24 protein-coding genes are annotated in these 21,909 nt (G+C 41.6%); 16 read left to right on the top strand and 8 right to left on the bottom strand.

What is annotated here, in order from left to right:
- Window position 1: 1 nt before the first annotated feature.
- Complete coding sequence (locus L1D46_RS00995) at window positions 2-973, bottom strand: KpsF/GutQ family sugar-phosphate isomerase (RefSeq protein WP_130049829.1); 972 nt, start codon at window positions 971-973, stop codon at window positions 2-4.
- 3 nt (window positions 974-976) lie between these two features.
- Window positions 977-1,945: a calcium/sodium antiporter gene (locus L1D46_RS00990; RefSeq protein WP_130049828.1), complete on the bottom strand. Its 969-nt coding sequence runs from the start codon at window positions 1,943-1,945 to the stop codon at window positions 977-979.
- Window positions 1,946-2,193: 248 nt separating this feature from the next.
- Here L1D46_RS00990 and L1D46_RS00985 point away from each other — a divergent pair, with 248 nt between their 5' ends.
- The 7 genes from L1D46_RS00985 to murA are packed head-to-tail and all read left to right on the top strand — an operon-like array spanning window position 2,194 to window position 6,850.
- On the top strand, window positions 2,194-3,012 hold the full coding sequence (locus tag L1D46_RS00985) for an ATP-binding cassette domain-containing protein (protein WP_167658743.1): 819 nt from the start codon (window positions 2,194-2,196) through the stop codon (window positions 3,010-3,012).
- Complete coding sequence (mlaE, locus tag L1D46_RS00980) at window positions 3,005-3,784, top strand: lipid asymmetry maintenance ABC transporter permease subunit MlaE (protein ID WP_130049827.1); 780 nt, start codon at window positions 3,005-3,007, stop codon at window positions 3,782-3,784. The genes L1D46_RS00985 and mlaE overlap by 8 nt, the downstream gene beginning before the upstream one ends.
- Before the next feature lie 13 nt (window positions 3,785-3,797).
- Window positions 3,798-4,346 (top strand): outer membrane lipid asymmetry maintenance protein MlaD, encoded by a 549-nt coding sequence (gene mlaD / locus L1D46_RS00975; RefSeq protein WP_130049826.1) that lies wholly within the window; start codon window positions 3,798-3,800, stop codon window positions 4,344-4,346.
- A 2-nt stretch (window positions 4,347-4,348) separates the two neighbouring features.
- A complete protein-coding gene (locus L1D46_RS00970) occupies window positions 4,349-5,026 on the top strand; it encodes an ABC transporter substrate-binding protein (protein WP_239976563.1) in 678 nt (225 codons plus the stop codon).
- Entirely contained in the window at window positions 5,019-5,312 is a 294-nt protein-coding gene (locus tag L1D46_RS00965; RefSeq protein ID WP_130049824.1) for an STAS domain-containing protein, read from the top strand. The genes L1D46_RS00970 and L1D46_RS00965 overlap by 8 nt, the downstream gene beginning before the upstream one ends.
- A 5-nt stretch (window positions 5,313-5,317) precedes the next feature.
- The gene (locus L1D46_RS00960) at window positions 5,318-5,575 is read left to right on the top strand and encodes a BolA family protein (protein WP_054554171.1); all 258 of its coding nucleotides are present in this window, start codon (window positions 5,318-5,320) and stop codon (window positions 5,573-5,575) included.
- A 15-nt stretch (window positions 5,576-5,590) separates the two neighbouring features.
- Window positions 5,591-6,850: a UDP-N-acetylglucosamine 1-carboxyvinyltransferase gene (gene murA / locus L1D46_RS00955; protein WP_130049823.1), complete on the top strand. Its 1,260-nt coding sequence runs from the start codon at window positions 5,591-5,593 to the stop codon at window positions 6,848-6,850.
- Window positions 6,851-7,080: 230 nt separating this feature from the next.
- Here murA and L1D46_RS00950 read toward each other — a convergent pair whose 3' ends face one another.
- From L1D46_RS00950 to L1D46_RS00940, 3 genes are all read right to left on the bottom strand, one after another.
- Window positions 7,081-8,163, bottom strand: a complete 1,083-nt coding sequence (locus tag L1D46_RS00950) for a trypsin-like peptidase domain-containing protein (RefSeq protein WP_130049822.1) — start codon at window positions 8,161-8,163, stop codon at window positions 7,081-7,083.
- 98 nt (window positions 8,164-8,261) lie between these two features.
- Window positions 8,262-9,614 (bottom strand): DegQ family serine endoprotease, encoded by a 1,353-nt coding sequence (locus tag L1D46_RS00945; RefSeq protein WP_130049821.1) that lies wholly within the window; start codon window positions 9,612-9,614, stop codon window positions 8,262-8,264.
- 123 nt (window positions 9,615-9,737) lie between these two features.
- Window positions 9,738-10,181: a YhcB family protein gene (locus tag L1D46_RS00940; protein ID WP_130049820.1), complete on the bottom strand. Its 444-nt coding sequence runs from the start codon at window positions 10,179-10,181 to the stop codon at window positions 9,738-9,740.
- 219 nt (window positions 10,182-10,400) lie between these two features.
- Between L1D46_RS00940 and zapE the strand changes: the two genes are divergently transcribed.
- From zapE to rpsI, 3 genes are all read left to right on the top strand, one after another.
- Window positions 10,401-11,489, top strand: coding sequence for a cell division protein ZapE (gene zapE, locus L1D46_RS00935; protein WP_239976561.1), 1,089 nt, complete (start codon window positions 10,401-10,403; stop codon window positions 11,487-11,489).
- Between the two features lie 327 nt (window positions 11,490-11,816).
- Window positions 11,817-12,245: a 50S ribosomal protein L13 gene (rplM, locus tag L1D46_RS00930; protein WP_130049818.1), complete on the top strand. Its 429-nt coding sequence runs from the start codon at window positions 11,817-11,819 to the stop codon at window positions 12,243-12,245.
- A gap of 8 nt (window positions 12,246-12,253) precedes the next feature.
- Window positions 12,254-12,646: a 30S ribosomal protein S9 gene (gene rpsI / locus L1D46_RS00925; protein WP_095209788.1), complete on the top strand. Its 393-nt coding sequence runs from the start codon at window positions 12,254-12,256 to the stop codon at window positions 12,644-12,646.
- A 134-nt stretch (window positions 12,647-12,780) separates the two neighbouring features.
- Here rpsI and L1D46_RS00920 read toward each other — a convergent pair whose 3' ends face one another.
- A complete protein-coding gene (locus L1D46_RS00920; RefSeq protein ID WP_130049817.1) occupies window positions 12,781-13,440 on the bottom strand; it encodes a LiaF domain-containing protein in 660 nt (219 codons plus the stop codon).
- Window positions 13,441-13,758: 318 nt separating this feature from the next.
- On the opposite strand from L1D46_RS00920, the gene L1D46_RS00915 reads away from it, so the two are divergent.
- The 3 genes from L1D46_RS00915 (at window position 13,759) to L1D46_RS00905 (ending at window position 15,002) form a co-directional block, all read left to right on the top strand.
- Window positions 13,759-14,325, top strand: a complete 567-nt coding sequence (locus L1D46_RS00915; RefSeq protein WP_130049816.1) for a BON domain-containing protein — start codon at window positions 13,759-13,761, stop codon at window positions 14,323-14,325.
- 55 nt (window positions 14,326-14,380) lie between these two features.
- Complete coding sequence (locus tag L1D46_RS00910; protein ID WP_064971745.1) at window positions 14,381-14,539, top strand: YqaE/Pmp3 family membrane protein; 159 nt, start codon at window positions 14,381-14,383, stop codon at window positions 14,537-14,539.
- A 253-nt stretch (window positions 14,540-14,792) separates the two neighbouring features.
- Window positions 14,793-15,002 carry a hypothetical protein gene (locus L1D46_RS00905; RefSeq protein WP_239976560.1) on the top strand — a complete coding sequence of 70 codons (210 nt, stop codon included), beginning with the start codon at window positions 14,793-14,795 and terminating at the stop codon, window positions 15,000-15,002.
- On the opposite strand, the gene L1D46_RS00900 is transcribed toward L1D46_RS00905, so the two are convergent.
- Window positions 14,987-17,014, bottom strand: coding sequence for a methyl-accepting chemotaxis protein (locus L1D46_RS00900; protein ID WP_178926548.1), 2,028 nt, complete (start codon window positions 17,012-17,014; stop codon window positions 14,987-14,989). The genes L1D46_RS00905 and L1D46_RS00900 overlap by 16 nt on opposite strands.
- 113 nt (window positions 17,015-17,127) lie before the next feature.
- Here L1D46_RS00900 and L1D46_RS00895 point away from each other — a divergent pair, with 113 nt between their 5' ends.
- A complete protein-coding gene (locus tag L1D46_RS00895) occupies window positions 17,128-17,898 on the top strand; it encodes an NADP-binding protein (protein ID WP_239976559.1) in 771 nt (256 codons plus the stop codon).
- On the opposite strand, the gene hutC is transcribed toward L1D46_RS00895, so the two are convergent.
- Window positions 17,899-18,606 carry a histidine utilization repressor gene (gene hutC, locus L1D46_RS00890; RefSeq protein WP_167658730.1) on the bottom strand — a complete coding sequence of 236 codons (708 nt, stop codon included), beginning with the start codon at window positions 18,604-18,606 and terminating at the stop codon, window positions 17,899-17,901. It lies immediately after the preceding gene.
- Between the two features lie 145 nt (window positions 18,607-18,751).
- Between hutC and hutI the strand changes: the two genes are divergently transcribed.
- Window positions 18,752-19,993, top strand: coding sequence for an imidazolonepropionase (hutI, locus tag L1D46_RS00885; RefSeq protein ID WP_239976558.1), 1,242 nt, complete (start codon window positions 18,752-18,754; stop codon window positions 19,991-19,993).
- Window positions 19,994-20,111: 118 nt separating this feature from the next.
- Window positions 20,112-21,788 carry a GGDEF domain-containing phosphodiesterase gene (locus tag L1D46_RS00880; protein WP_178927452.1) on the top strand — a complete coding sequence of 559 codons (1,677 nt, stop codon included), beginning with the start codon at window positions 20,112-20,114 and terminating at the stop codon, window positions 21,786-21,788.
- Window positions 21,789-21,909: the final 121 nt, after the last annotated feature.

Here is a 21,909-nt window from a genome sequence, read left to right as displayed (position 1 = left end):
CTTAAAGAACTCCTGCTTTTAATAGGTCTTGCATATTAAGGGCACCAATAGGCGTATTACTATGATCTACCACAATTAAACCATTGATACGTTTACGTTCCATAATGTTCAATGCCTCAGCTGCAAGCATGTCAGGGCGCGCAGTAGTACATGAACGAGTCATCACTTGACTAATAGCAGTACTATGGATATCAATGCGCTGCTCTAAAATACGGCGTAAATCACCATCGGTGAATAATCCGGCTAACTTTTTGTCTGCACCTATTACCGCAGTCATACCAAGGCCCTTGGCTGACATTTCAATTAACGCATCTTTAATGCTTTGCGTTTCGTTAACGATTGGGGTGGCATCGCCTGCGTGCATAACATCATCTAATGTTAGTAATAAACGTTTACCTAGACTGCCACCAGGATGCGAAAGTGCAAAATCGTCAGCTGTAAAACCACGCGTTTCAAGTAACGCAACGGCTATTGCATCGCCCATAACTAATGTTGCTGTTGTACTAGCAGTTGGTGCTAGGCCTAACGGGCATGCTTCTTTACTTACTTTAATGCAAACATGGACATCAGATAGCTTTGCCATGGTTGAATCTGGATTGCCTGTTAGTGAAATCATCTTTGCGCCAATGCGCTTAATAACAGGAATTATGCTTAGTACTTCGCTGGTCTCACCAGAATTAGAAATACACATCACTACATCATCATGAGTGATCATGCCTAAATCACCGTGGCTTGCTTCACCAGGGTGAACAAAAAATGCGGGTGTACCAGTACTTGCAAGGGTCGCCGCAATTTTATTACCAACGTGGCCTGACTTGCCCATACCGATAACAATGATACGGCCTGTACACTGGAACATTAATTGACAAGCCTTATCGAAATCTTGATTTATATATTGCTCAATTTCTTGTAAGGCTTGTGCTTCAATTTCGAGTACGCGCTTACCTTGCGCGATAAAGCTTTGTTGTGTCATTGATTATCCTATTTGGCTAAAAATATAGCCCTGATATGCAATAAATGCGACTAACAAGAAGCCACCTTCTACTCTATTGATACGACGAGCACCTTTAAAGTTCAATGACATGGCCATCAATACAACGGTTGCTGCAATCATAATAAGTGCATCGCGGTTTGCCGCAGAAGGGTCAATAATTGAAGGGTTGATAATGCCCGCAAGTGGTAATACAGCGAGTAAATTGAAGATATTTGAGCCAACGATATTACCCAGTGCTAAATCGTCTTCGTTTTTTAGAACCCCGGCAATACAGGCTGCTAGCTCAGGTAAGCTGGTACCAATGGCAATGATGGTTAAGCCAATAACGAGATCAGATAAACCAAAATATTTTGCAATATCAACCGCCGACCCAACTAAAAAATGCGAGCTAATAGGTAATAAAATCATGCCGATGACTAACCAAAATACGGCTGATTTTGTGCTCACGTCGTTCGGGACATCTTCACATGCTTCACTGACAAAAGGATCATCTTGGTTTTTCGCGCGCAGTGAGACGATCACTAAGCCACCAATGAATACAGCAAAGGCAACCATCAATGCAATGCCCTCAGTGAATGAAAAATAGTTATCTGAAAACACATACCAAGCTGCTACAGAGATTAACAGTACGAGTGGCATTTCGCGTTTAAGCGTCAAAGATGATACTGAAAGAGGACGCAATAAAGCAGTAACACCAAGTACAAGTAAGATATTGGTGATGTTAGAACCAACCGCATTACCTACTGCAGTATCTGTTTTATCAGCTAGAGCTGCTGATGCTGATACCATCATTTCAGGCGCAGATGAGCCCATAGCTACTACGGTTAAACCAATGATTAGGGTGGGGATCCCCATGTTTTTTGCGAGTGCAGCCGCCCCATAAACAAACCGATCGGCACTCCAAACGAGTGCAGCAAAACCAATAATTAAAATGACAAAAGAAGTCACCATTGTGATACGCCAACATTACTTATACAGATGACTGCAAATAGTAACAAAAGCGAAACTGAAAGTATAAGTAAAAGAATGAGCTGGCAAGCATAAAGCGTGCTGGGCGAGGAATCTAAATTTCAGGTGTGATTAAGTTCTTTGCAGCTAGCTTTAGAATTTATTGATAGGAAATATTACAAAATTTTACGATTTGTTTTTTCCATATTGACTAAAAAACCCTTAAAATGGCAAAACTAGTGAAAAAAGTTATGGAGAGCGACTTGTCGCAATCAATAGTAGAAATCAAGGATGTAACCTTTTCACGGGGCGATAGAATCATATATAAAAATATGAGTTTTAACATTCCGAAAGGCAAGATAACCGCTATCATGGGACCGAGCGGCATTGGTAAAACCACCATGTTACGCTTAATTGGTGGTCAGCTTAAGCCTGATTCTGGTGACATTTTATTTGAAGGCAACAGTATTCCTGGCATGACTCGCAAGGAACTTTATGCTGCCCGTACCAAAATGAGTATGCTGTTCCAAAGCGGTGCCTTATTTACCGATATGTCAGTGTTTGACAATATCGCCTTTCCTTTGCGCGAACATACTCAACTTAGCGAAGATTTAATTCGTCTTGTCGTTTTAATGAAATTACAAGCCGTCGGTTTACGTGGTGCACAAGATTTAATGCCGTCTGAGCTTTCTGGTGGTATGGCTCGCCGTGCAGCCCTTGCGCGTTCTATTGCTCTGGACCCTGAACTGATTATGTACGATGAACCTTTTGCTGGCCAAGACCCTATCTCAATGGGGGTGTTAGTAAAGCTAATTAAATCACTTAATGAGGTGTTAGGTTTATCATCACTTATAGTAACTCATGATGTGACTGAGGTTTTGAGCATTGCTGATCACGTTATCATCATCGCTGATCAGGGGGTGATAGGGGAAGGTTCACCTGAACAAATGCAAAATCATCAATCTGAGCTAGTGCAGCAGTTTTTAAACGGCTTGTCTGATGGGCCTGTGCCGTTCCATTATCCAGCTCCTGCTTATGATAAAGAGTTATTGGGAGTGCACAATGCTTGATCTATTTCAGAAGTTAGGTCACAAGACGCTAGGCCGGTTTGCTGCTCTTGGTCGTTCAACACAAATGTTGTTTGGCGCATTAGTGAATATGCCTAACTTCAAAAAAGGCACGCCTTTACTTGTTCGCCAATTATATATGGTGGGCTCGCAATCTCTTTTAATCATCATGGTATCAGGCCTATTCATCGGGATGGTGCTCGCTCTGCAGGGTTATACCGTTCTAGTAGGTTATGGTGCAGAAGATAGCTTAGGGCCTTTAGTGGCATTAAGTTTGTTACGCGAATTAGGTCCCGTAGTAACAGCGTTACTGTTTGCAGGGCGGGCGGGTAGTGCGCTTACTGCTGAAATAGGTTTAATGAAAGCCACTGAGCAATTATCAAGTCTAGAAATGATGGCAATCGACCCACTTAAGCGTATTATTGCGCCGCGTTTTTGGGCTGGTTTTATTAGTATGCCATTGCTTGCGCTGATTTTTTCGGCAGTTGCTATTATTGGTGCTCACTTAGTTGGTGTTGATTGGCTAGGTGTTGACTCGGGTAGCTTCTGGTCAATTATGCAAGCACAAGTGTCGTTCCAACAAGATATTGTTAACGGCATAATTAAAAGTTTTGTATTCGCCATGATTGTGACTTGGATCGCTCTTTACAAAGGCTATGACTGTGTTCCGACTTCTGAAGGTATCAGTAAAGCGACAACAGAGACCGTAGTGCACTCGTCACTGGCAGTATTAGGTTTTGACTTTATTTTAACCGCGGTAATGTTTACCAGCTAATTAGGGTATAAAGATGAATTCACGGAAATTAGAAATTTTAGTTGGCTTTTTTGTAGCCCTTGGTATCGCTGCATTTGCATTACTAGCATTGAAAGTTGCCAATGCTGGTATTAGTGGTAGCGGTGAAACTTACCAACTAAATGCAAAGTTTGAAAACATTGGCTCTTTAAAGGCCAGAGCACCTATTAAAGTAGGTGGTGTTGTTGTTGGTCGAGTTGAGTCTATTTTCATTCACCCGAAAGAGTTTGTGCCAGTCGTTAACATGGCGATTGATGCAAATTATTTATGTAAATTTTCAGACACAACATCTATCTCAATTTTAACATCAGGTATTTTAGGTGAGCAGTACTTAGGCATTAATCCTGTTATTGCAGCTGAGTCTGCTGAGCAACGCTGTATGGGTGAGGATGTAACTGCAAGTGAGCATGATTCAGATTTAGATGATTTATTTGGTGTTGAAAGCAAAGCGCTTTCAGATGGTGATTACATTACTGATACAAAATCAGCGCTTGTTTTAGAAGAGTTAATTGGTCAGTTCTTATTCAACCAAGGTGGTGAGTAATTATGTTTAAGAAGTTTTTATTGTGTATTGGTGTGTTGTTTTCACTTAACACACATGCTGCTGAGCCTGCGGTTGATTTAAAAGACCCGTATAAAATGGTACGTACGGTGTCTGATAATACCTTTGCACGTATTACTAAAGATCAACCGATTATTGCAAAAAACAAAGAGCATTTACGTGTTATCGTTGAAGAAGAGTTGATGCCTTACATTGATTATAAATATGCTGCACTACGTGTGCTTGGTAATCATGTGTCGAAGGTGCGTGCAATCGAAGATAAAGATGAAAAAGCGAAAGCGATTAAGGAACTACAACGCTTTATCGACGTTTTCCAAAAGTATTTAATTGCCACCTACGCTGGCGTGTTTACTCAATACACTAACCAAAGTGTTGAGTTTGCTCCGGCACAACCATTTAAGGGTAAAGACGTGGTGGTCGTTAAAACCAAAATTGTTGAAGCCGGTAAACCTGATATCAGAATCGACTTTAAAGTACGTGAAGACCGCAGTGGTGACTGGGGCGCGTACGATATGATTGCAGAAGGTATTAGTTTGCTTGATGCTAAACAAAGTGAATTACAAGGTATTTTACGCCAACATGGTCTAGATTATGTTAGTGACATACTTGAGCAGAAGAGCCAACTGCCAGTGCAATTTAGAGGTAATGGTGGCGATGAGTAAAGTCGAGATTACTCAACTTGAAGATAACCAGTTTCGAGTCAGTGGTGAACTGACTCGAAATTCAATTGGCCGTGAACGCCTTCTGAACGTCAAGCCAGATTCTAGCCATAAAACATGGTATTTTGACCTTTCTGGGTTATCTAGGGTTGACACGGCGGGCTTAGCTTGGTTAATTCACTCTTTCGCAGAGTTAAAGCAGCAAGGTATTCACCTTGAACTGCAAAATAGCCCTGAACAATTGCAAAACTTGATGCAGTTGGGTCAGGTCACAAACCTATTTGAGTGAGATTTATGGAAACAAGCCAAGTCGAAACGTTATTACGCGACGAACTAAAACTAGATGAAGTGATTGTTAAAGCAAATGGTAGCCACTACGAAGTGATTGCTGTTGGTGAGTGTTTTGATGGCTTATCTCGCGTGAAGAAGCAGCAGTTGGTTTATGCTCCGTTAATGTCAACAATCTCAGACGGTACAATCCACGCTGTATCTATCAAAGCGTTTACACCGACTGAATGGAAACGCGAACAAAAATTCATTTTACCTCAATAGTCGCAGGGCCTCCTCATGGATCAATTTGTTATTCAAGGTGGCACCTCGCTGGCAGGTGAAGTCACTATTTCGGGCGCGAAAAACGCCGCTCTTCCAATTCTTTTTGCTGCACTTTTAGGACAGGGTAAAAGTACTTTTAGTAATGTTCCTCGTTTACGCGATATCGGCACCACAGAAGCCTTATTAAAAACGCTGGGCGCCAATGTTGAGTGGCAACAAGATAAGCTAATCATTGATGGCGCGACGGTTGATAAAACCCTTGCTCCGTATGAGCTGGTTAAGCAAATGCGTGCTTCAGTGTTAGCATTAGGCCCTTTGGTTGCTCGTTTTGGTGAAGCGCAGGTTTCACTGCCTGGTGGCTGTGCGATTGGTGCCCGTCCGGTTGATATCCATATTCAAGGCCTTGAGCGCATGGGCGCTATCATTAAGGTCGAAAATGGCTACATTAATGCCAAGGTGGATGGACGCTTAAAAGGTGCTGAAATCTTTATGGAGATGGTCAGTGTTGGCGCAACAGAGAACTTACTAATGGCAGCTACGCTGGCTGATGGTAAAACTGTACTTGAAAATGCAGCCCGTGAACCTGAAATAACTGATCTGGCAAATTGCTTAATTGCGATGGGGGCGAAGATCAACGGGGCAGGCACAAGCCGCATCGAAATTGAAGGTGTCGAATCACTATCGGGCTGTGAATACAGCATTCTTCCCGATCGCATTGAAACAGGCACCTTTTTGGTCGCGGCGGCAATGGCTGGCGGTGAAGTGCTTTGTAAAAACACTGATCACCATAGCCTTGATCCTGTGATTGAAAAGCTGCGTGCTACCAATGCTTTGGTTGAAGTGACTGATAACAGCATTTATCTTGATATGCGTGGCCGTGAATTAAAAGCGGTGAACATTAAGACCATGCCACACCCTGGTTTCCCTACCGATATGCAAGCGCAATTTACAGCCTTGAATGTGGTGGCTAAGGGCAGTGCAACAATCACAGAAACGATTTTCGAAAACCGTTTTATGCACGTGCCTGAATTACAGCGTATGGGCGCAAATATCCGCTTGGAAGGTAATACGGCAATTTGTGGTGATACCGAAAGCCTATCTGGCGCGCAAGTAATGGCAACTGATTTACGAGCTTCTGCAAGTCTCATCCTTACCGGTATCGTTGCTCAAGGTGAGACCATTGTTGACCGTATTTATCACGTAGATCGTGGCTATCAGCGTATCGAAGACAAGTTGAGTGCACTGGGTGCAAACATTAAACGTCGTTCTAGCTAATCGCTAAATACTTATAAAAAAGGCCTAACGAATGTTAGGCCTTTTTTATATCTGTATGTCTCTGTAATTATACCAATCCGCAATAATGCTTAATCATTTTGAGGGATTAAACCTGTCGCTACCTGCGTTAAAAATTTCTGATTTAGAACAACTAAATAACGAAACTTTTGCCTTGTTATCAACGAGGTTTTATTGCCTCAAAATAGACCACTTTATTAAGCGAATTGGTATTATTGCTCGTCTTCGAGCTCTGCTACGGTCACCATTACTTTTAAAATTTTACCATCGCGGTAAATTTCAAATTCAAGCTCTTTACCAGGTTCTGTGTTGGCAAGTTTCTCAAGTACTTGTTGTGGATTTGCTACAGGAATACCACCAATTTTAATAACAATATCCGTTTCTCTAATGCCTGCTTTCCAAGCTGGGCCAAATGGATCAAGTTGAGAAATGCGCATCCCCGCAACGGGTGTAAAATTGTCGCTTACATCCTTACCTGTACTATCGATACCTGTGCCACTAAATCCTAAATAACCACGTACTACACGACCATGTTTGATCAGCTTATCCATAACATCTTTGGCAATAGAGTAAGGTACTGCAAAGAAAATACCTTGAATATCGAGGTTCTCGTGAGTTTTAAACTGCGCCGACGTGATACCTACTAAATCACCCCGTGAGTTGACTAACGCGCCACCTGAGTTGCCTACGTTAATCGCTGCATCCATCTGTAATAGACTACTGTAAGGGCTATCGATTAAGTTCTGTTTGCCTGTGGCACTTATAATACCTTGGGTAATCGTTTGGCCTAAATTAAGCGGGTTACCAATCGCTAATACTACATCACCAACACGCGGTTTAAATTTATCGTTCACCGGGATTTTCGGTAAGTGCTCGGCGCTGATTTTTAACAGTGCTAAATCTGTTTGCGTATCAAAGCCAATCACTTGTACATCATAAAAACGACGGCCATCAGAGAGTGTGACTATAATTAGGTCGGCATTTTTTATTACATGGTAGTTAGTCAAAATATAGCCATCTTGGGTCATGATCACGCCAGAGCCTAGAGCTTGAACTGTATTTTGTCGTTTATAGCGAGGTTGATTCGAAATACTTTCTGAAAAAATAGTGACCACAGATGGAGCTGCTTTTTGTACCGCATCAGCAAAGCTCATGTGTTCTGATGACATTGCTACTGGTAAATTCATGTCAGGTAACAACGTGCTACGAAGACTTGGGCTAAATAACACCACTAAAAAGGCAATGCCTAAACCAGTGAAAAGCGGGGGAAGGATAAATTTAAAAAGTTTTAGCACAGTATTCTTATTATCAGTGAGCAATCCCTTAATGATGGCACAAAAAAAATAACAGCGGCAAGCACCGCTGTTATTTTTTCATGATTTATCAACTAGGTTTACTGAATTAATACGAAAATAAGCTCTCTACCTCGTTTAACACCTAGTACGATGTTACCTTTGGTATTTTCGATGATTTTATTCATGTCACGGATTGTTTCTACGCGTTGACGGTTAACTTGCATAATTACGTCACCTTCTTCAAGGCCGACACGTGCCGCAGGAGAGCGTGCTTGTACGCCTGTAACTTCAACACCTTTACCATCACTCTTCTGGGTATTTTCTAAAGTTGCCCCTTGGAATGCTGGATGTGTTTCTTCGCCAGCGGCTGTGATCGCTGATGCACCATCTAGGGTGACATTAACCGTTTTGACTTTGCCATCTCGGTAAATGCCAAGCTTAACTTTTTTGCCTTCACCAAGAGTGGCTATTTTACTGCGTAGTTCATGGAAACCGCTAATTTCAGTCCCATCAACGCTAATAATTACATCACCGGCTTTGATACCAGCTTTACTTGCAGCGGTATCATCCATTACTTGCATAACGTAGGCGCCTTGTTTGACGTCGAGTTGTTGTGCTTTAGCAAGGCCAGCATCAAGTGGGCGACCCGAAATACCTAATGAGCCACGACGCACTTCGCCGTGCTCGATAATTTGGTCAACAAGGTTTTTCATCATGGTCGATGGAATCGCAAAACCAATCCCCACATTACCGCCAGATGCGCCTAAGATAGCGGTGTTGATACCAATCAGTTCACCATTGAGGTTAACTAACGCGCCGCCAGAGTTACCTTGGTTGATAGCAGCATCGGTTTGAATAAAGTCTTCATAACCTTCTATATTTAAACCGCTACGGCCAAGGGCACTGACGATACCTGATGTTACTGTGTGACTTAAACCAAATGGATTACCAATGGCAACTGCAAAATCACCTACACGTAACTTATCTGAATCGGCAATCTTAAGTGCTGTTAAATCCTCTGCATCAATTTGCAATAAGGCAATATCTGATTCTTTGTCACTACCGATTTTAGTTGCTTCATATTCGCGGCCATCTTCTAAGGTCACCACCATTTTTTCGGCATCTTCGATAACATGGTTATTGGTTACCACGTAACCTTCTTTTGCATCAATGATCACACCTGAGCCTAGGCCACTAAACTCACGCTTTTGACTGCCGCCACGAGGTACACCAAAAAAATCATCAAATGGTGTCGCACGGCGGCGGACTTCTTTTGAACCTGACACTTGAATACTGACTACGCCAGGTGTGATTTGCTCAAGCATAGGTGCTAGGGTTGGCAATTGTTGTCCATCTACAGCAACAGGAAGCTTTGCCATTGAAATAGTAGGGCTTAATAATAAGCTAGAAGATAAAATAGCAGCACTGATAACAGATAATTTCATTTTCATAGTCTGGGTTTACTCCACTTCAGAGATAAAGCAAAAACTAAAAAGGGCTGCATAAGCAGCCCTTTTCTTGGTTTAGATATAAAGCTGTTATATCTAAAGACTATGGGGTCAAAAAAAAGTTCATCAAGAGGCTTTAGAATGTTCTGAAACTTTCTCTGAACCAGTGAACAAGCCTGTTTCACCAACAACATAGTCAGCTGGCTGAGCTTCAGCACTTGAGCGATCGCCTCTGCGGTCTTGTAATGAGTTTTGTAATTGCTCCGTGGTTTCTTTAGAAAAGAACGGCTCATTTGGATGCTGTTTTTTATCAGCCAGTAACAAGTTATTTGTTTCTTCTACATGGTTTAGCAGCTGGTCGTAGTTATCTTTCATTTTAGAAACTAGCTTACCAGTGCTAGCTAGGTGATCAGCCACATCTTGGCGGTATTGCTCAAGGGCATTGTTAGCTTGCTCAACTTGTTGTTCTAGTTCGTCTTGCTTAAATTGTTTTTTAGTTACAAAAGCACCAATGAAAAATGCTGAAATTGCAACGATGATTAGAATACCAATCCAGGTAATTGTGCCCATAAATCTACCCCTTTGGGAAAAAATAACAAAAACAGATGCATCATACCAATTTGCAATAATTCTTAATTAAGCGCGTTGGTATTAAAAGCATTTATAGTCCAATCATTATTAAAATATGCTTAATTTGATTGTGAAATCATACTGCGGGCTAATATACCCTGAGATACGATGCGTGTTAATATACTACGCAAATTTAACAGTGTTTTATTGTAACGACCTATGACTCCATGGCAGAAATACCAACAAGATTTACAACGTGAAGACTTTGTACATGATGCAGCACAAGAAAATGCAGTGCGTCACTTACAAAGACTCTATGATGACCTTACGGCAGACAAACCCGCCGCGAAGGGATGGTTTGCCAAACTATTCTCTAAAGATAGCACGCCGAGTATAAAAGGGCTTTATTTTTGGGGGGGAGTTGGTAGAGGTAAGACCTATTTAGTTGATACTTTCTATGAAGCTTTACCTACTGATCGTAAAATGCGTGTGCACTTTCATCGTTTTATGCATCGAGTACATGATGAGCTTAAAAAATTAAAGAACACCAGCAACCCATTAAATGTTGTAGCTGATATTTTTAAATCAGAAACAGACATTATCTGTTTTGATGAATTTTTTGTTCAAGACATCACTGACGCAATGCTGCTTGGTGGCTTGATGGAAGCATTATTTGAACGTGGTATTGTGCTCGTTGCTACATCTAATATAGTGCCAGATGAGCTGTATCGTAACGGTTTACAGCGCGCACGTTTCTTACCTGCAATTGAGCTGGTAAAAGCTAATACAGAAATCGTTAATGTTGATTCGGGTGTTGATTATCGATTGCGTACACTTGAACAGGCTGAGATTTTCCATAGCCCGCTTGATAAACAAGCTGACGATAATTTATTTGAATACTTCGATAAGTTGTCACCTGAGCCGGGGGTGCTCGACAAGGCAATTGAAATTGAAGGGCGCATGATCAAAACCCGTAAAGTATCAGACTGTATTGCCATGTTTGATTTTAGCGAGCTGTGCGAAACAGCTCGTAGTCAAGTTGATTACATGGAAATCAGTCGACTCTATAACACGGTGATTTTGTCTAATGTAAAATCGCTAGGTCAAGCTAATGATGATGCGGCACGTCGTTTTATCGCATTAGTGGATGAATTCTACGAGCGTCATGTCACCTTGATTATCTCTGCAGAAAAGCCAATTACTGAGCTATATAGTGAAGGTAACTTAAACTTTGAATTTAAGCGTTGTATTAGTCGATTACAAGAAATGCAATCGCTAGAGTATTTAGCAAAAGAACACTTAACTTAGAAGAGCCGTCAGTCTTTAGCCGAACGGTGTTGAATGTAAGGCGCGTCAAGCAAGCGTGACGCCTACGATTGATGTAGGCGTGAAATTTATTTCGCGCGCACTTATTAGCTGATTTTCTCGAATAAAAAACAACCATCATCTAGCAATGTGGTTTGAGTGCTGGTATACTCCCGCGTCTGCCACGTTGCGTTCTATTACCAATTATTAGTTTAGCCTCTAATTTTTGGTTTAAAGTCTTCAACTCGAAGGGGTTAAAGCATTCAACTTAGAGCGGTAATTAATAATAATTACCTGTGGTTTTAATTAAAAAACATTGGATTTTAATAAATGAAAACGTTTGTTGCTAAGCCAGAAACAGTAAAACGTGACTGGTACGTAGTTGACGCTGAAGGTAAAACTTTAGGTCGCATCGCTACTGAAATCGCTCATCGCCTACGCGGTAAGCATAAAGCTGAGTACACTCCTCACGTAGATACTGGTGATTACATCATCGTTATCAACGCAGAGAAAGTTACTGTTACTGGTAATAAAGCAAAAGACAAAATGTACTACGCTCATACTGGTTTCCCAGGTGGTCTTAAGTCTACTACTTTCGACAAGCTTCAAGCTGCAAAGCCTGAAATGATTATCGAAAAAGCTGTTAAAGGCATGTTGCCACGTGGTCCTTTAGGCCGCGCTATGTACCGTAAACTTAAAGTTTACGCGGGTACTGAGCACAACCATGCTGCACAACAGCCTCAGGTTCTAGACATTTAAGGAGCACTATCATGGCAAATCAATACTACGGTACAGGTCGTCGTAAAAGTTCAAGTGCTCGCGTATTCTTACGCCCAGGCACTGGTAACATCGTAATCAACAAGCGCTCTCTAGAAGAGTACTTCGGTCGTGAGACTGCTCGCATGGTTGTTCGTCAAGCATTAGAGCACGTAGAAATGACTGAAAAGTTTGACCTACACATCACTGTTTCAGGTGGTGGTACTACTGGTCAAGCTGGTGCTATCCGTCACGGTATCACTCGTGCACTTATGGAGTTTGACGAGTCTCTACGTCCTACACTTCGTAAAGCAGGTTTCGTTACACGTGATGCACGTAAAGTTGAGCGTAAGAAAGTGGGTCTTAAGAAAGCACGTAAGCGTCCACAATTCTCAAAACGTTAATATTTACGTTTATCAGAATACCAAAAACCCAGCTTCGGCTGGGTTTTTTGTATTTATAGCTCTCTCAGACGTCAGTATTGTTTAAATGAACAAACCCCTTACCACACATAATAGCTTTATAAGAGTAGACTTTTTTATTGCATCTTATTCATTTCTTTCCAACTGGCTTTTAGGCTGTTAGCAAAGCTAATGAACTTTTCTTTCATAGTGCGTTTAACTGAAATCTCGACTGAGCCTAGCCATACGTTACCTTCAATGGTGATGGTTGGACCTTGACCTTTGTTTAGAGCGACTGACTTGTTCTCAACACTGCCTATTACACTAAACAGTTTGGATACCACATTGACATGTTCTGGTACGTAGATTTCGTCGTTACCTAAAATACAGTTTACATATATAGTGACATGCTGATGCTGGAAGATCGCTTCGCTAAAGTCGAGTTCGATAGAGCCTAAACAGTTTGTCAGGTGAATTTCTTTTGGTACCACCCATTGGCCGCTGCGCTCATTTGAACCAAGAATACTACGAAGGTGTAGGCTTTCGTTATCGCTGCTGTGACTATAATGAGGCTTAAATTGAGCATGCTTATGCGATTTGTAGTCAATGTCAGCTTTTAGTTCTAAGTCAGCAACAAGCTCTACCAGAACTTCGTTGCTGGTGGCCGCCATTGCTTGATCTAGTCGGCGTTCAAATGCTTCAGCTGAAATAACAGCATGACTATAGTTATAAATGAGTTGATCGATTACTTCTTCTCTTACTTGATCAATTGGGCGGTCTTCAAGTTTAACGGCCATGGTAGTTCCCTGTTGTGATTTTATAGTTATTATTCATGAAGCAAGGCTTAGGCCAAATTTTATTTCCATATAAATCAACAGGTTAATTTTTATGGCTAATAATCAATTTTGTTAAATTAACCACAGATTAATAAAATTCGCAACTAAGTAGCTATTTTTGCAACATCGTGAACTTATTACCGATCAGCTTGTAAATCTTTACCGAAATAAATATAAACAGTCGCTGAATCAATGTTTAACTAATTGAAAATTAAGATATAAATAGTTGGCATCATAGTCGCATTACTTAATCTGTCTTTAATCAAAAGGAGAAAGATTATGAACACTTTTAACAAATCTATGATTGCCGCTTTAGTAATTGGTGCAACTAGCATGTCAGCTCAGGCAAGCAGCTGGGAAAATGAAAGTAAAGATGCTTGGATTGATGGTAAGGCAGAAACTGTGCTTCTTATGAACACAAACCTTAACAACTTTGACATCAACACTGATGTAACGAATGGCAAGGTTGTACTTACAGGTAAGGTTGATAGCGAATTAGATAAAGAACTTGCTGAAGAGCTGGTTCTTAGCCTAGACGGTGTTAGCTCTGTTGATAACAAATTAACTGTTGTTAAAAACATGAAAGCTAAGCACATGAAATCAGACAAAGCTGATTCAGCAGAAAGCGACTTAACCGATGCAAAGATCACTACTGTAATCACGACACGTTATTTATTTAACTCAGAAGTAGGTGGTACAGACATTGATGTGGATACTGACAACGGTGTAGTAACACTTAATGGTACTGTTGAATCTGATGCAGAAAAGCAATTAGCGGTAAGCATTGCTGAAAACGCTGAAGACGTTCGTAAAGTAATCGATAAATTGAAGATTATTGCTGAATAATAGCAAGCCCTTTAGCCCAGCTTTAGCTGGGCTGATTTAATTCAAGGAGTGAGTTATGGATTTAATACGTATTATTTTATCAGTTTTAATTCCACCCTTAGGCGTATTTTTACAGGTAGGTTTAGGTGCGCAATTCTGGATTAATATTCTTTTAACCTTATTAGGATACATTCCTGGTTTGATTCATGCCGTGTATATCATCGCTAAGCGATAATTACTGCATTAATCTGCAAGGATGAGTAATGGAGCACAGCAAGGAAGGGCTGTAGGAGTAACGGATTATAAACCGCAAGGAGTTTACAGTATGGATAATGTAACTATGCTCAAAGGACAACAAGGAAGTAACAAGGCGTTATGGAGTAGCGCACAATGGCAACGCTTTATGGATAAAGTGAATGGAGATGACAGCAAGGAATAAGCTTAGGCAGGAGCCAAAAAGGATGAAGCTAGCGTAAGGAGGAGACTATATGGAAAAAGTACAAACGCAACCAACACAAGGATTGACCGACAAAGGAGTTGCTTTATGGAACAAGCAACAGTGGCACGAATTTATGGAACACGCGAAAGCGGTTGCGCCACGACTAACAGGGAAGGCTGACGATAAAAACCCGATGTCATCTTCAGGTGACATCGGGTTTTTAACTACTTCAGCAATTTATCTTTATAACTTAAATTGATTCACCGTCTTATTTAAAGCGGCTGCTAATTCATTCAAATCACGTGCTTCATCCGCCAATTCATGAGCATGATCCGCAGTGCTATTCACTAAGTGATTAATCGCTGCCAAGCTATTGTTGATATCTTCTGCAACCACAGTTTGTTGCTCTGTCGAAGTCGCAATTTGATGACTTTGATCTTGCACATTTGTCACAGATTGCGCGATATCTTGTAGAGCTTGCAATACAATTTGTGTTTGCTCAACTGAACCCTCAGCACGCTCTTGACCTTGTTGCATCATGGTTGATGCTTGTTGAGCAATTTGTTGTAAACGGCTGATCATATTGCGAATATCATCTGTTGACTCTTGCGTTCTGCTTGCCAGTGAACGAACTTCGTCAGCAACAACCGCAAAGCCTCGACCTTGCTCACCAGCACGGGCTGCTTCAATTGCCGCGTTCAGTGCTAGTAAGTTAGTTTGCTCTGCAATTGAGTTGATAACATCAACTACCGCGCCAATATTGCCACTTTCTTGCTCAAGACCCGCAACCACTTTAGAGGCTTCACCAATGTGGCTTGCAAGAGCGGTCATCACTGATTGTGCTTGAGTCGAGCGCTTAGTGCCATCTGCGGTAATAGTTTGCACTTCTTCAGCCGCATTATTGGTGTGCTGAGCGTTACGTGAAATCTCCATCACCGTAGTTGCCATTTCTGTTACTGCAGCACTCACACTGTCTACTTGTTGCTTCTCTTGCTGAATTTCATCGTTGGTTTTTTGCGAAACTGTTTTCAGCTGGCTAGCAGCTTGGCTTAGCTGCTCTGCTTGTGCAGCAGTATTAAGCATCATTGCACGTAGCTTATCGATGAAAGTATTCATGTGATGGGCAAGTTGACCCACTTCGTCATTACTTTTTATCTCGATTTTTTGTGTTAAATCGCCATCACCTGAGGCAATATCACGCATGATGTAAGTTAGTTTTGTTAGAGGCTTGGTGATCATTTGCGTCGCCCAAAAGATCATCGCAATGATAATCGCGAGAATGATGATCACAGATGTGGTCGTTGTCATCACCGCATCGTTTACTGGCTCATCAATCATGCTGGTCGGTATTAAAATACCGACATACCAATCTAGGTAAGGAGTTTCTAACTCAAGTCGGTTGTATACAACATAATATTGCTCACCTTTGAATGTAACAAAGCTGCTACCATCTTTTTGGCTTTTCATCGCGCGGTTTAATTCGCTAAAGCCTGAAGTGTCGCTAAATTGTTTTTCGAGGGCATCTAAGCCTTCTTTACCATTCGGTCCTTCATCAGTTACAGACAGTTTATGACCAGTGCGTTTCGATAAGTGTACAACCTTTTGATTGCCATCTAGTAGGAAGCCAAAACCTTGGCCATTAAAACGAATGCCTTCAACCATGTCGTTAATATTATTAAGCTGTAAATCAACACCACCAAAGCCTACAAGTTTATTTTGTTTATTATAAACAGGCTGCTGTACAACTGCTGAAGCATTCCCGGTGGTCAGATCTACAGAAATAGGACCAACATAGAGTTTGTTGATTTTTAAAGCGTCTTGCCACCAACCTCGTTTGTACGCGTAATAAGGCTGGCCGTTATAATGAGAGGTGCGCTCATTTTCTTTAAAATACTCACCTGTTGTTGCAGATGCAAAAAAGGCAGATAAGATGTTGTCGTCGTTACCACTGATGCGGACAAAATCTTGGTTAACACTGTCATATCCAGGTTGGTTATCAAGGCTTTGATCACGTTCAGTCCAGTTGTCGAACCAATTAACTAAGTGCGGATTTGTCACGAAAGTTTGTACAACTTTACCGTATTTGGCAAAGTAACCTTGCATTGAGAGTCGCTCACTCTGTAAATAGCTATCTGCTTCTCGTTGAATAGCTTGGCGTGATAGCTCAGCAATATGGTTAACAAAAAAACTAGAGGCGATGATCAGTAATACACTTATCGTCCCGCCGATGAGTAGTAATATTTTTTTTCGTAAAGAGAGGTTATTTAACATAGGTGCACGTGTTTTTATTATCGGGTAGAGTTATCTATCTAATCATATTTGCACCCAAATCGCTACACTGTTAAGTGAAGGTTAATAATAAATGCTAAGGACTTATTGTATAAATGAGTATTGAAAAGAATAAATTGGTAGTTTTAGGTGCTGGTTGGCTAGGCCAAGCACTTTGTATTAAGGCAAAAGAATTAGCATGGCATGTGCAGGGAACACACCGTAGTAGCGAACATGAATATGACTTTCAGCGTCAGTTTGTACTTGCAGACGATGTGCTTAAACAAGACGTATCACTTGAAGATGCATGGTGGGTGTGTGCAATCCCACCACGTAGCCGCAGTTCAGAAAGTAATTATCTAGCCACTTTGCAAGCAGGTCTTGAGCTTGCTAAATACCTAAATTGCAAAGGCTTTATTTTATGCTCTTCGACAGGTGTCTACCCAACTGACAATGGTCAATACGACGAAACTACAGAAATTAATTGTCAATCAGCGCGCCAACAACTGCTATTTGATGCCGAGCAGTTAGTGTTAAATGCCGGTGGTAAAGTATTGCGTTTGGCAGGACTAGTTGGCCCTGGGCGCGATCCGGGTAAGTTTGTTGCTGGTAAAGAGCTTTCTAGCTCAAGTCAGCAGGTAGTGAACATGGTACAACAGCAAGACGTGATAGCGGCGATTTTGGCTGTACTTGAAAATTGGTCTAACGCGAGCAGCATTTATAATGTTGTCCATCCGGCGCATCCAACAAAAGTGGATTACTACCAGCAAAAATGCTCTGAGCAAGGCAATCAACCACCCACTTTCACAAGCCATGATAAAGGCGAACGAATCATTGATGGTTCAGCGATAGAGACACTGAATTTTCTTTATCAAACGCCTATTTAGCTACTTTTTAAAAGTAAGGTGACCGCCTAGCCGGTATTTACTACCCGGTGAGACTAAGCGTGCAAAGCTTACAATACCTTGTGATGACCAGGTTCGGCGGATCACTTGTAAGCATGGCTCTTCGTTATAAAGATTGAGCCATTCACACATTTCTGGATTTGGCATAATTGCTTCAACCGTGTGACGTGCTTCGGTTAGTGGAGCATTCTGCGATAAATATTCGTGGGGTGTTAGGCTGTGAAAGTCTTGCTGTAAGTAGTCTTTAGCAAGAGCTGGGTTCACAAAACGCTCCTCAACTTGCAAAGGTTGCTCGTTTTCATTGTGCACAATCACACTTCGATAAACATGGCTGTCGACCTCGACACCCAAAGCAATCGCAATTGGCGCTATAGCGCTAATTGATTCCATCACTAAAATAGTACAACTGTAGTTGCTGTTTCGTGCTTTAACTTCATCGGCAATGTTTTTGATTTCAAGTAGTGATGATTGTGATTTGAAGTTGGCAACAAAAGTACCTTGGCCTTGGCTGCGCGTTAAAATACCGGCATCGGTTAATTCACAGAGTGCGCGTCTAGCTGTCATGCGGCTAACTCGAAATTGACTAGTTAGTTCGTTTTCAGACGGGACACGATCGTTTTCTTGCCATTCTCCCGATTGAATATTTTCCAGAATGAATTCTTTTATTTGCGCAAACTTAGGAACGTTCATTATGAAAAGTTTATAGGTGAGTTAACAGTGTGTTACAAGGTGACATAATTTCCTTGTATATACAAGATGAGTTGATAAACTTTAAACAAATTTAAATTTAGGCTCATACTGAGCCTTTAGCAAGCATCAATATAATAGGTGAAAAATGCACACAACCAACAATTATCAAGCGCTCTGGGATTTACTGATCACAGATGCCAATATCGCCACAATGGATCCTGCTGTCGATGCACCATACGGCGCCATTGAAAATGCAGCGATTGCCGTTAAAGATGGCAAAATTGCCTGGTTAGGTGCACAAACTGATTTACCTGAGTTTGACGCACTCGCAACGCCAACTGTGTCTGCAAAAGGGCAGTGGTTAACACCTGGATTGATTGATTGTCACACTCACTTAGTATTTGCTGGTAGCCGCGCAGAAGAATTTGAGCAGCGTTTACAAGGTGTAAGCTATGAACAAATCGCTGCAAAGGGGGGCGGTATTGCAAGTACGGTACGTGCAACCCGAGAAGCCGACCACGAAACCTTATTTGTTAGTGCAAAAGAGCGTTTAAATGCGTTATACGCAGAAGGCGTGACTACGGTAGAGATTAAATCGGGTTATGGCCTTGATTGCGAAAACGAAATTAAACTACTTGAAGTGGCTCGTTTACTCGGTGAAAATCATCCGGTTGATGTTAAAACCACCTTTTTAGGTGCTCACGCGTTACCGCCTGAATATAAAGGCCGTAGCGATGAGTATATTGACTTGGTGTGCGGTGAGATGCTTGACCGTGTTGTTGAGGCTGATTTAGCTGATGCGGTTGATGCATTTTGTGAAAACGTTGGCTTTAGTAACGAGCAAACTCGCCGTGTGTTTGAAGCGGCTAAAAAGCACAACTTACCAGTTAAGTTGCACGCTGAGCAGTTATCTAATCAACATGGTGCAGAGCTTGTTGCAGAATTTAATGGCTTATCTGCTGATCATATTGAACACTTAGATGAAGCAGGCATTCAAGCAATGGCCAAAGCAGGCACTGCTGCGGTATTGTTGCCTGGTGCATTTTACTTTTTACGCGAAACAAAGTATCCGCCAATTGAACTACTCCAGCAGTATCAAGTTCCTATCGCTATTTCAACTGACTTTAATCCGGGGACTTCACCATTATGTTCATTGCACTTAATGATGAATATGGCATGTACTATTTTCCGCATGACGCCTGAACAAGCATTAGCAGGGGTAACGCGCAACGCCGCAGGTGCTTTAGGTCTTGATGACCGTGGAGTGTTAAAAGTAGGCGCTCGGGCTGATATTGCCCACTGGCAAATATCCCATCCAGCACAATTAAGTTACCAGTTTGGCGTAAATAAACTGTTAAATCTGTGGATTTTGGGTAGACTTAGTTAGATAAGTTTTATTACGCAGTTTGGATTACATGTCATTGATTTTTAGTTTAGCGAGTAGTACTCAACTCGTAAATTTAACAAGTGATGTTGTGCCAGTGTTTTTAGCTGGTAGTGTCTTTATGGCAATGATTTGTGCCTTATGCGTAACCCATAATCCTATTTTGAGACTTAGCCTAGTCGTTAATGGCGTTCTAGGTTTAGCTATCCTAAGTTTAGGATTACCTTGGCTGGTTATATTGCTTGCTTTAAGTTTATGTTTTCATTTATGGCAAGCATTTCGTACCACAAATTGGCTTGCCATAATTTTGAGTGTGGCTAGTGCTATTTTATTTGCTGTTTTATATTCAGCCCACCTATTACTCGATATAGCTTTATATTGGCTTGTTTTCTCGGTTGTCATTTTATCTATCTCGGGCTTTTTTAATTACGAAGAGCCCGAAGATGAAGAGCTGGTTGAGGTTGAGCCCTTGTATCACGATGAGTTAGATGCGACCCCACTCACAGGCTTACCTGATCGTAATGCACTTAGAAATAGCTTTGTTGCATGGACTGAAGAGCACTCAGCGAACTGCGCACTAGTGATGATCCGCCTTGAAGGTTTTAACGATGTTAACCAGCATATTGGGCGTGACTTTGGTGATTTGTTATTAGCACAATCGGCTACACGAATTAAACAACAACTCAATGCTAATGCTGTTCTTAGTGTGGCAAGTAATACAGGTAGTGCTGAAAAGTTGGCGCATTTAGGGGGGTTAAATTTTGCGTTTATTTGCTCACTTGAAGAACAAAAACATCTTCACGAGCAGTTGATCAGCCAAATTAGGCAAGTCACACTAAAACCATTTAACGTTGCTAATTGCACCATTGAAGTGAAAGTGCGTGCTAGTTATGTGAACTGCGACGAGCCAGACTATAGCTTCGAAAATCTAATTTCATTTGCCAACCTTGCCCTTGACTCAAACCCTGAGCGAGCAATTGTGCCTTATCACCCGCAAATGATGATCGAGCAATTAGAACAACAAGCACGATTGCGCGAGTTAGCACATCTAGATTTTGCCAGCGAACTTGAATTGTATTTTCAGCCGGTTATCCGCAATAGCGACGAGCAAATTGAATTTTTAGAATTGCTGTTGCGTTGGCAACACCCTAAACAAGGCATTCTTTCAGCGAATAAATTTATTGATGATATTCGTGTCGCTGGGCTTAGCTACCCCGTTGCTGCCTACGTTATTGAGCGCGCTGCCGAACTAGCTATGGCGCTGCGTATGGAAGGTATTGAATTACCTCTTAGTATCAATGTGTTTGGCCCTGAAATGCTGCATGAAGAGTTTATCGAGTTTGTTGATCGCATTATGGCTGAGCACCGCTTAGAACCGGGTGATTTAATCATTGAATGCCCGCTCGATTTATTTATGAACTTAGATGAGCAGGGTAAAGCTATGGTTGCAAGGCTAAGTAGTATTGGCATCAAATTGTGTATTGATGGATTTGGTGACACACCTATTTGGCTTGCTAAATTACCTAACCTCAATGTTGAGTACATTAAAGTGGCTGCATCACTAACCGCTGACTTTGCCCATCAAAGCCAAGTTCGCAGTCTGGTTTCTGGCATGGTGGATATGCACAGTCAAAACAATGCGAAAGTAATTTGTGAAGGGGTAGAAACCATAGAACAGCTTAAATTTGTTAAGTCGCTGAACACCTACGCCGCACAGGGCTATTACTTTAATTACCCGCTTAGCAGCGTAGGTATGATGTCATGGTTAAAACAGTGGCGGTTAGAGCATCAGGGTTGAGTTAGCGAGTTTCAAGAGTAAAGTTAGCGAGTTACTAGAGGAAAGAGTTATATAGAGCTTTCAGCTTTCAGCCGTCAGCTATCAGATTGAAAGTTAGCGAGCAGTTTGACTCGTTACATCG

It is taken from the genome of Pseudoalteromonas sp. Isolate3, assembly GCF_022398505.1.
GTDB lineage: Bacteria > Pseudomonadota > Gammaproteobacteria > Enterobacterales > Alteromonadaceae > Pseudoalteromonas > Pseudoalteromonas apostichopi.
This window is presented reverse-complemented; position numbering and strand designations above follow the sequence as displayed.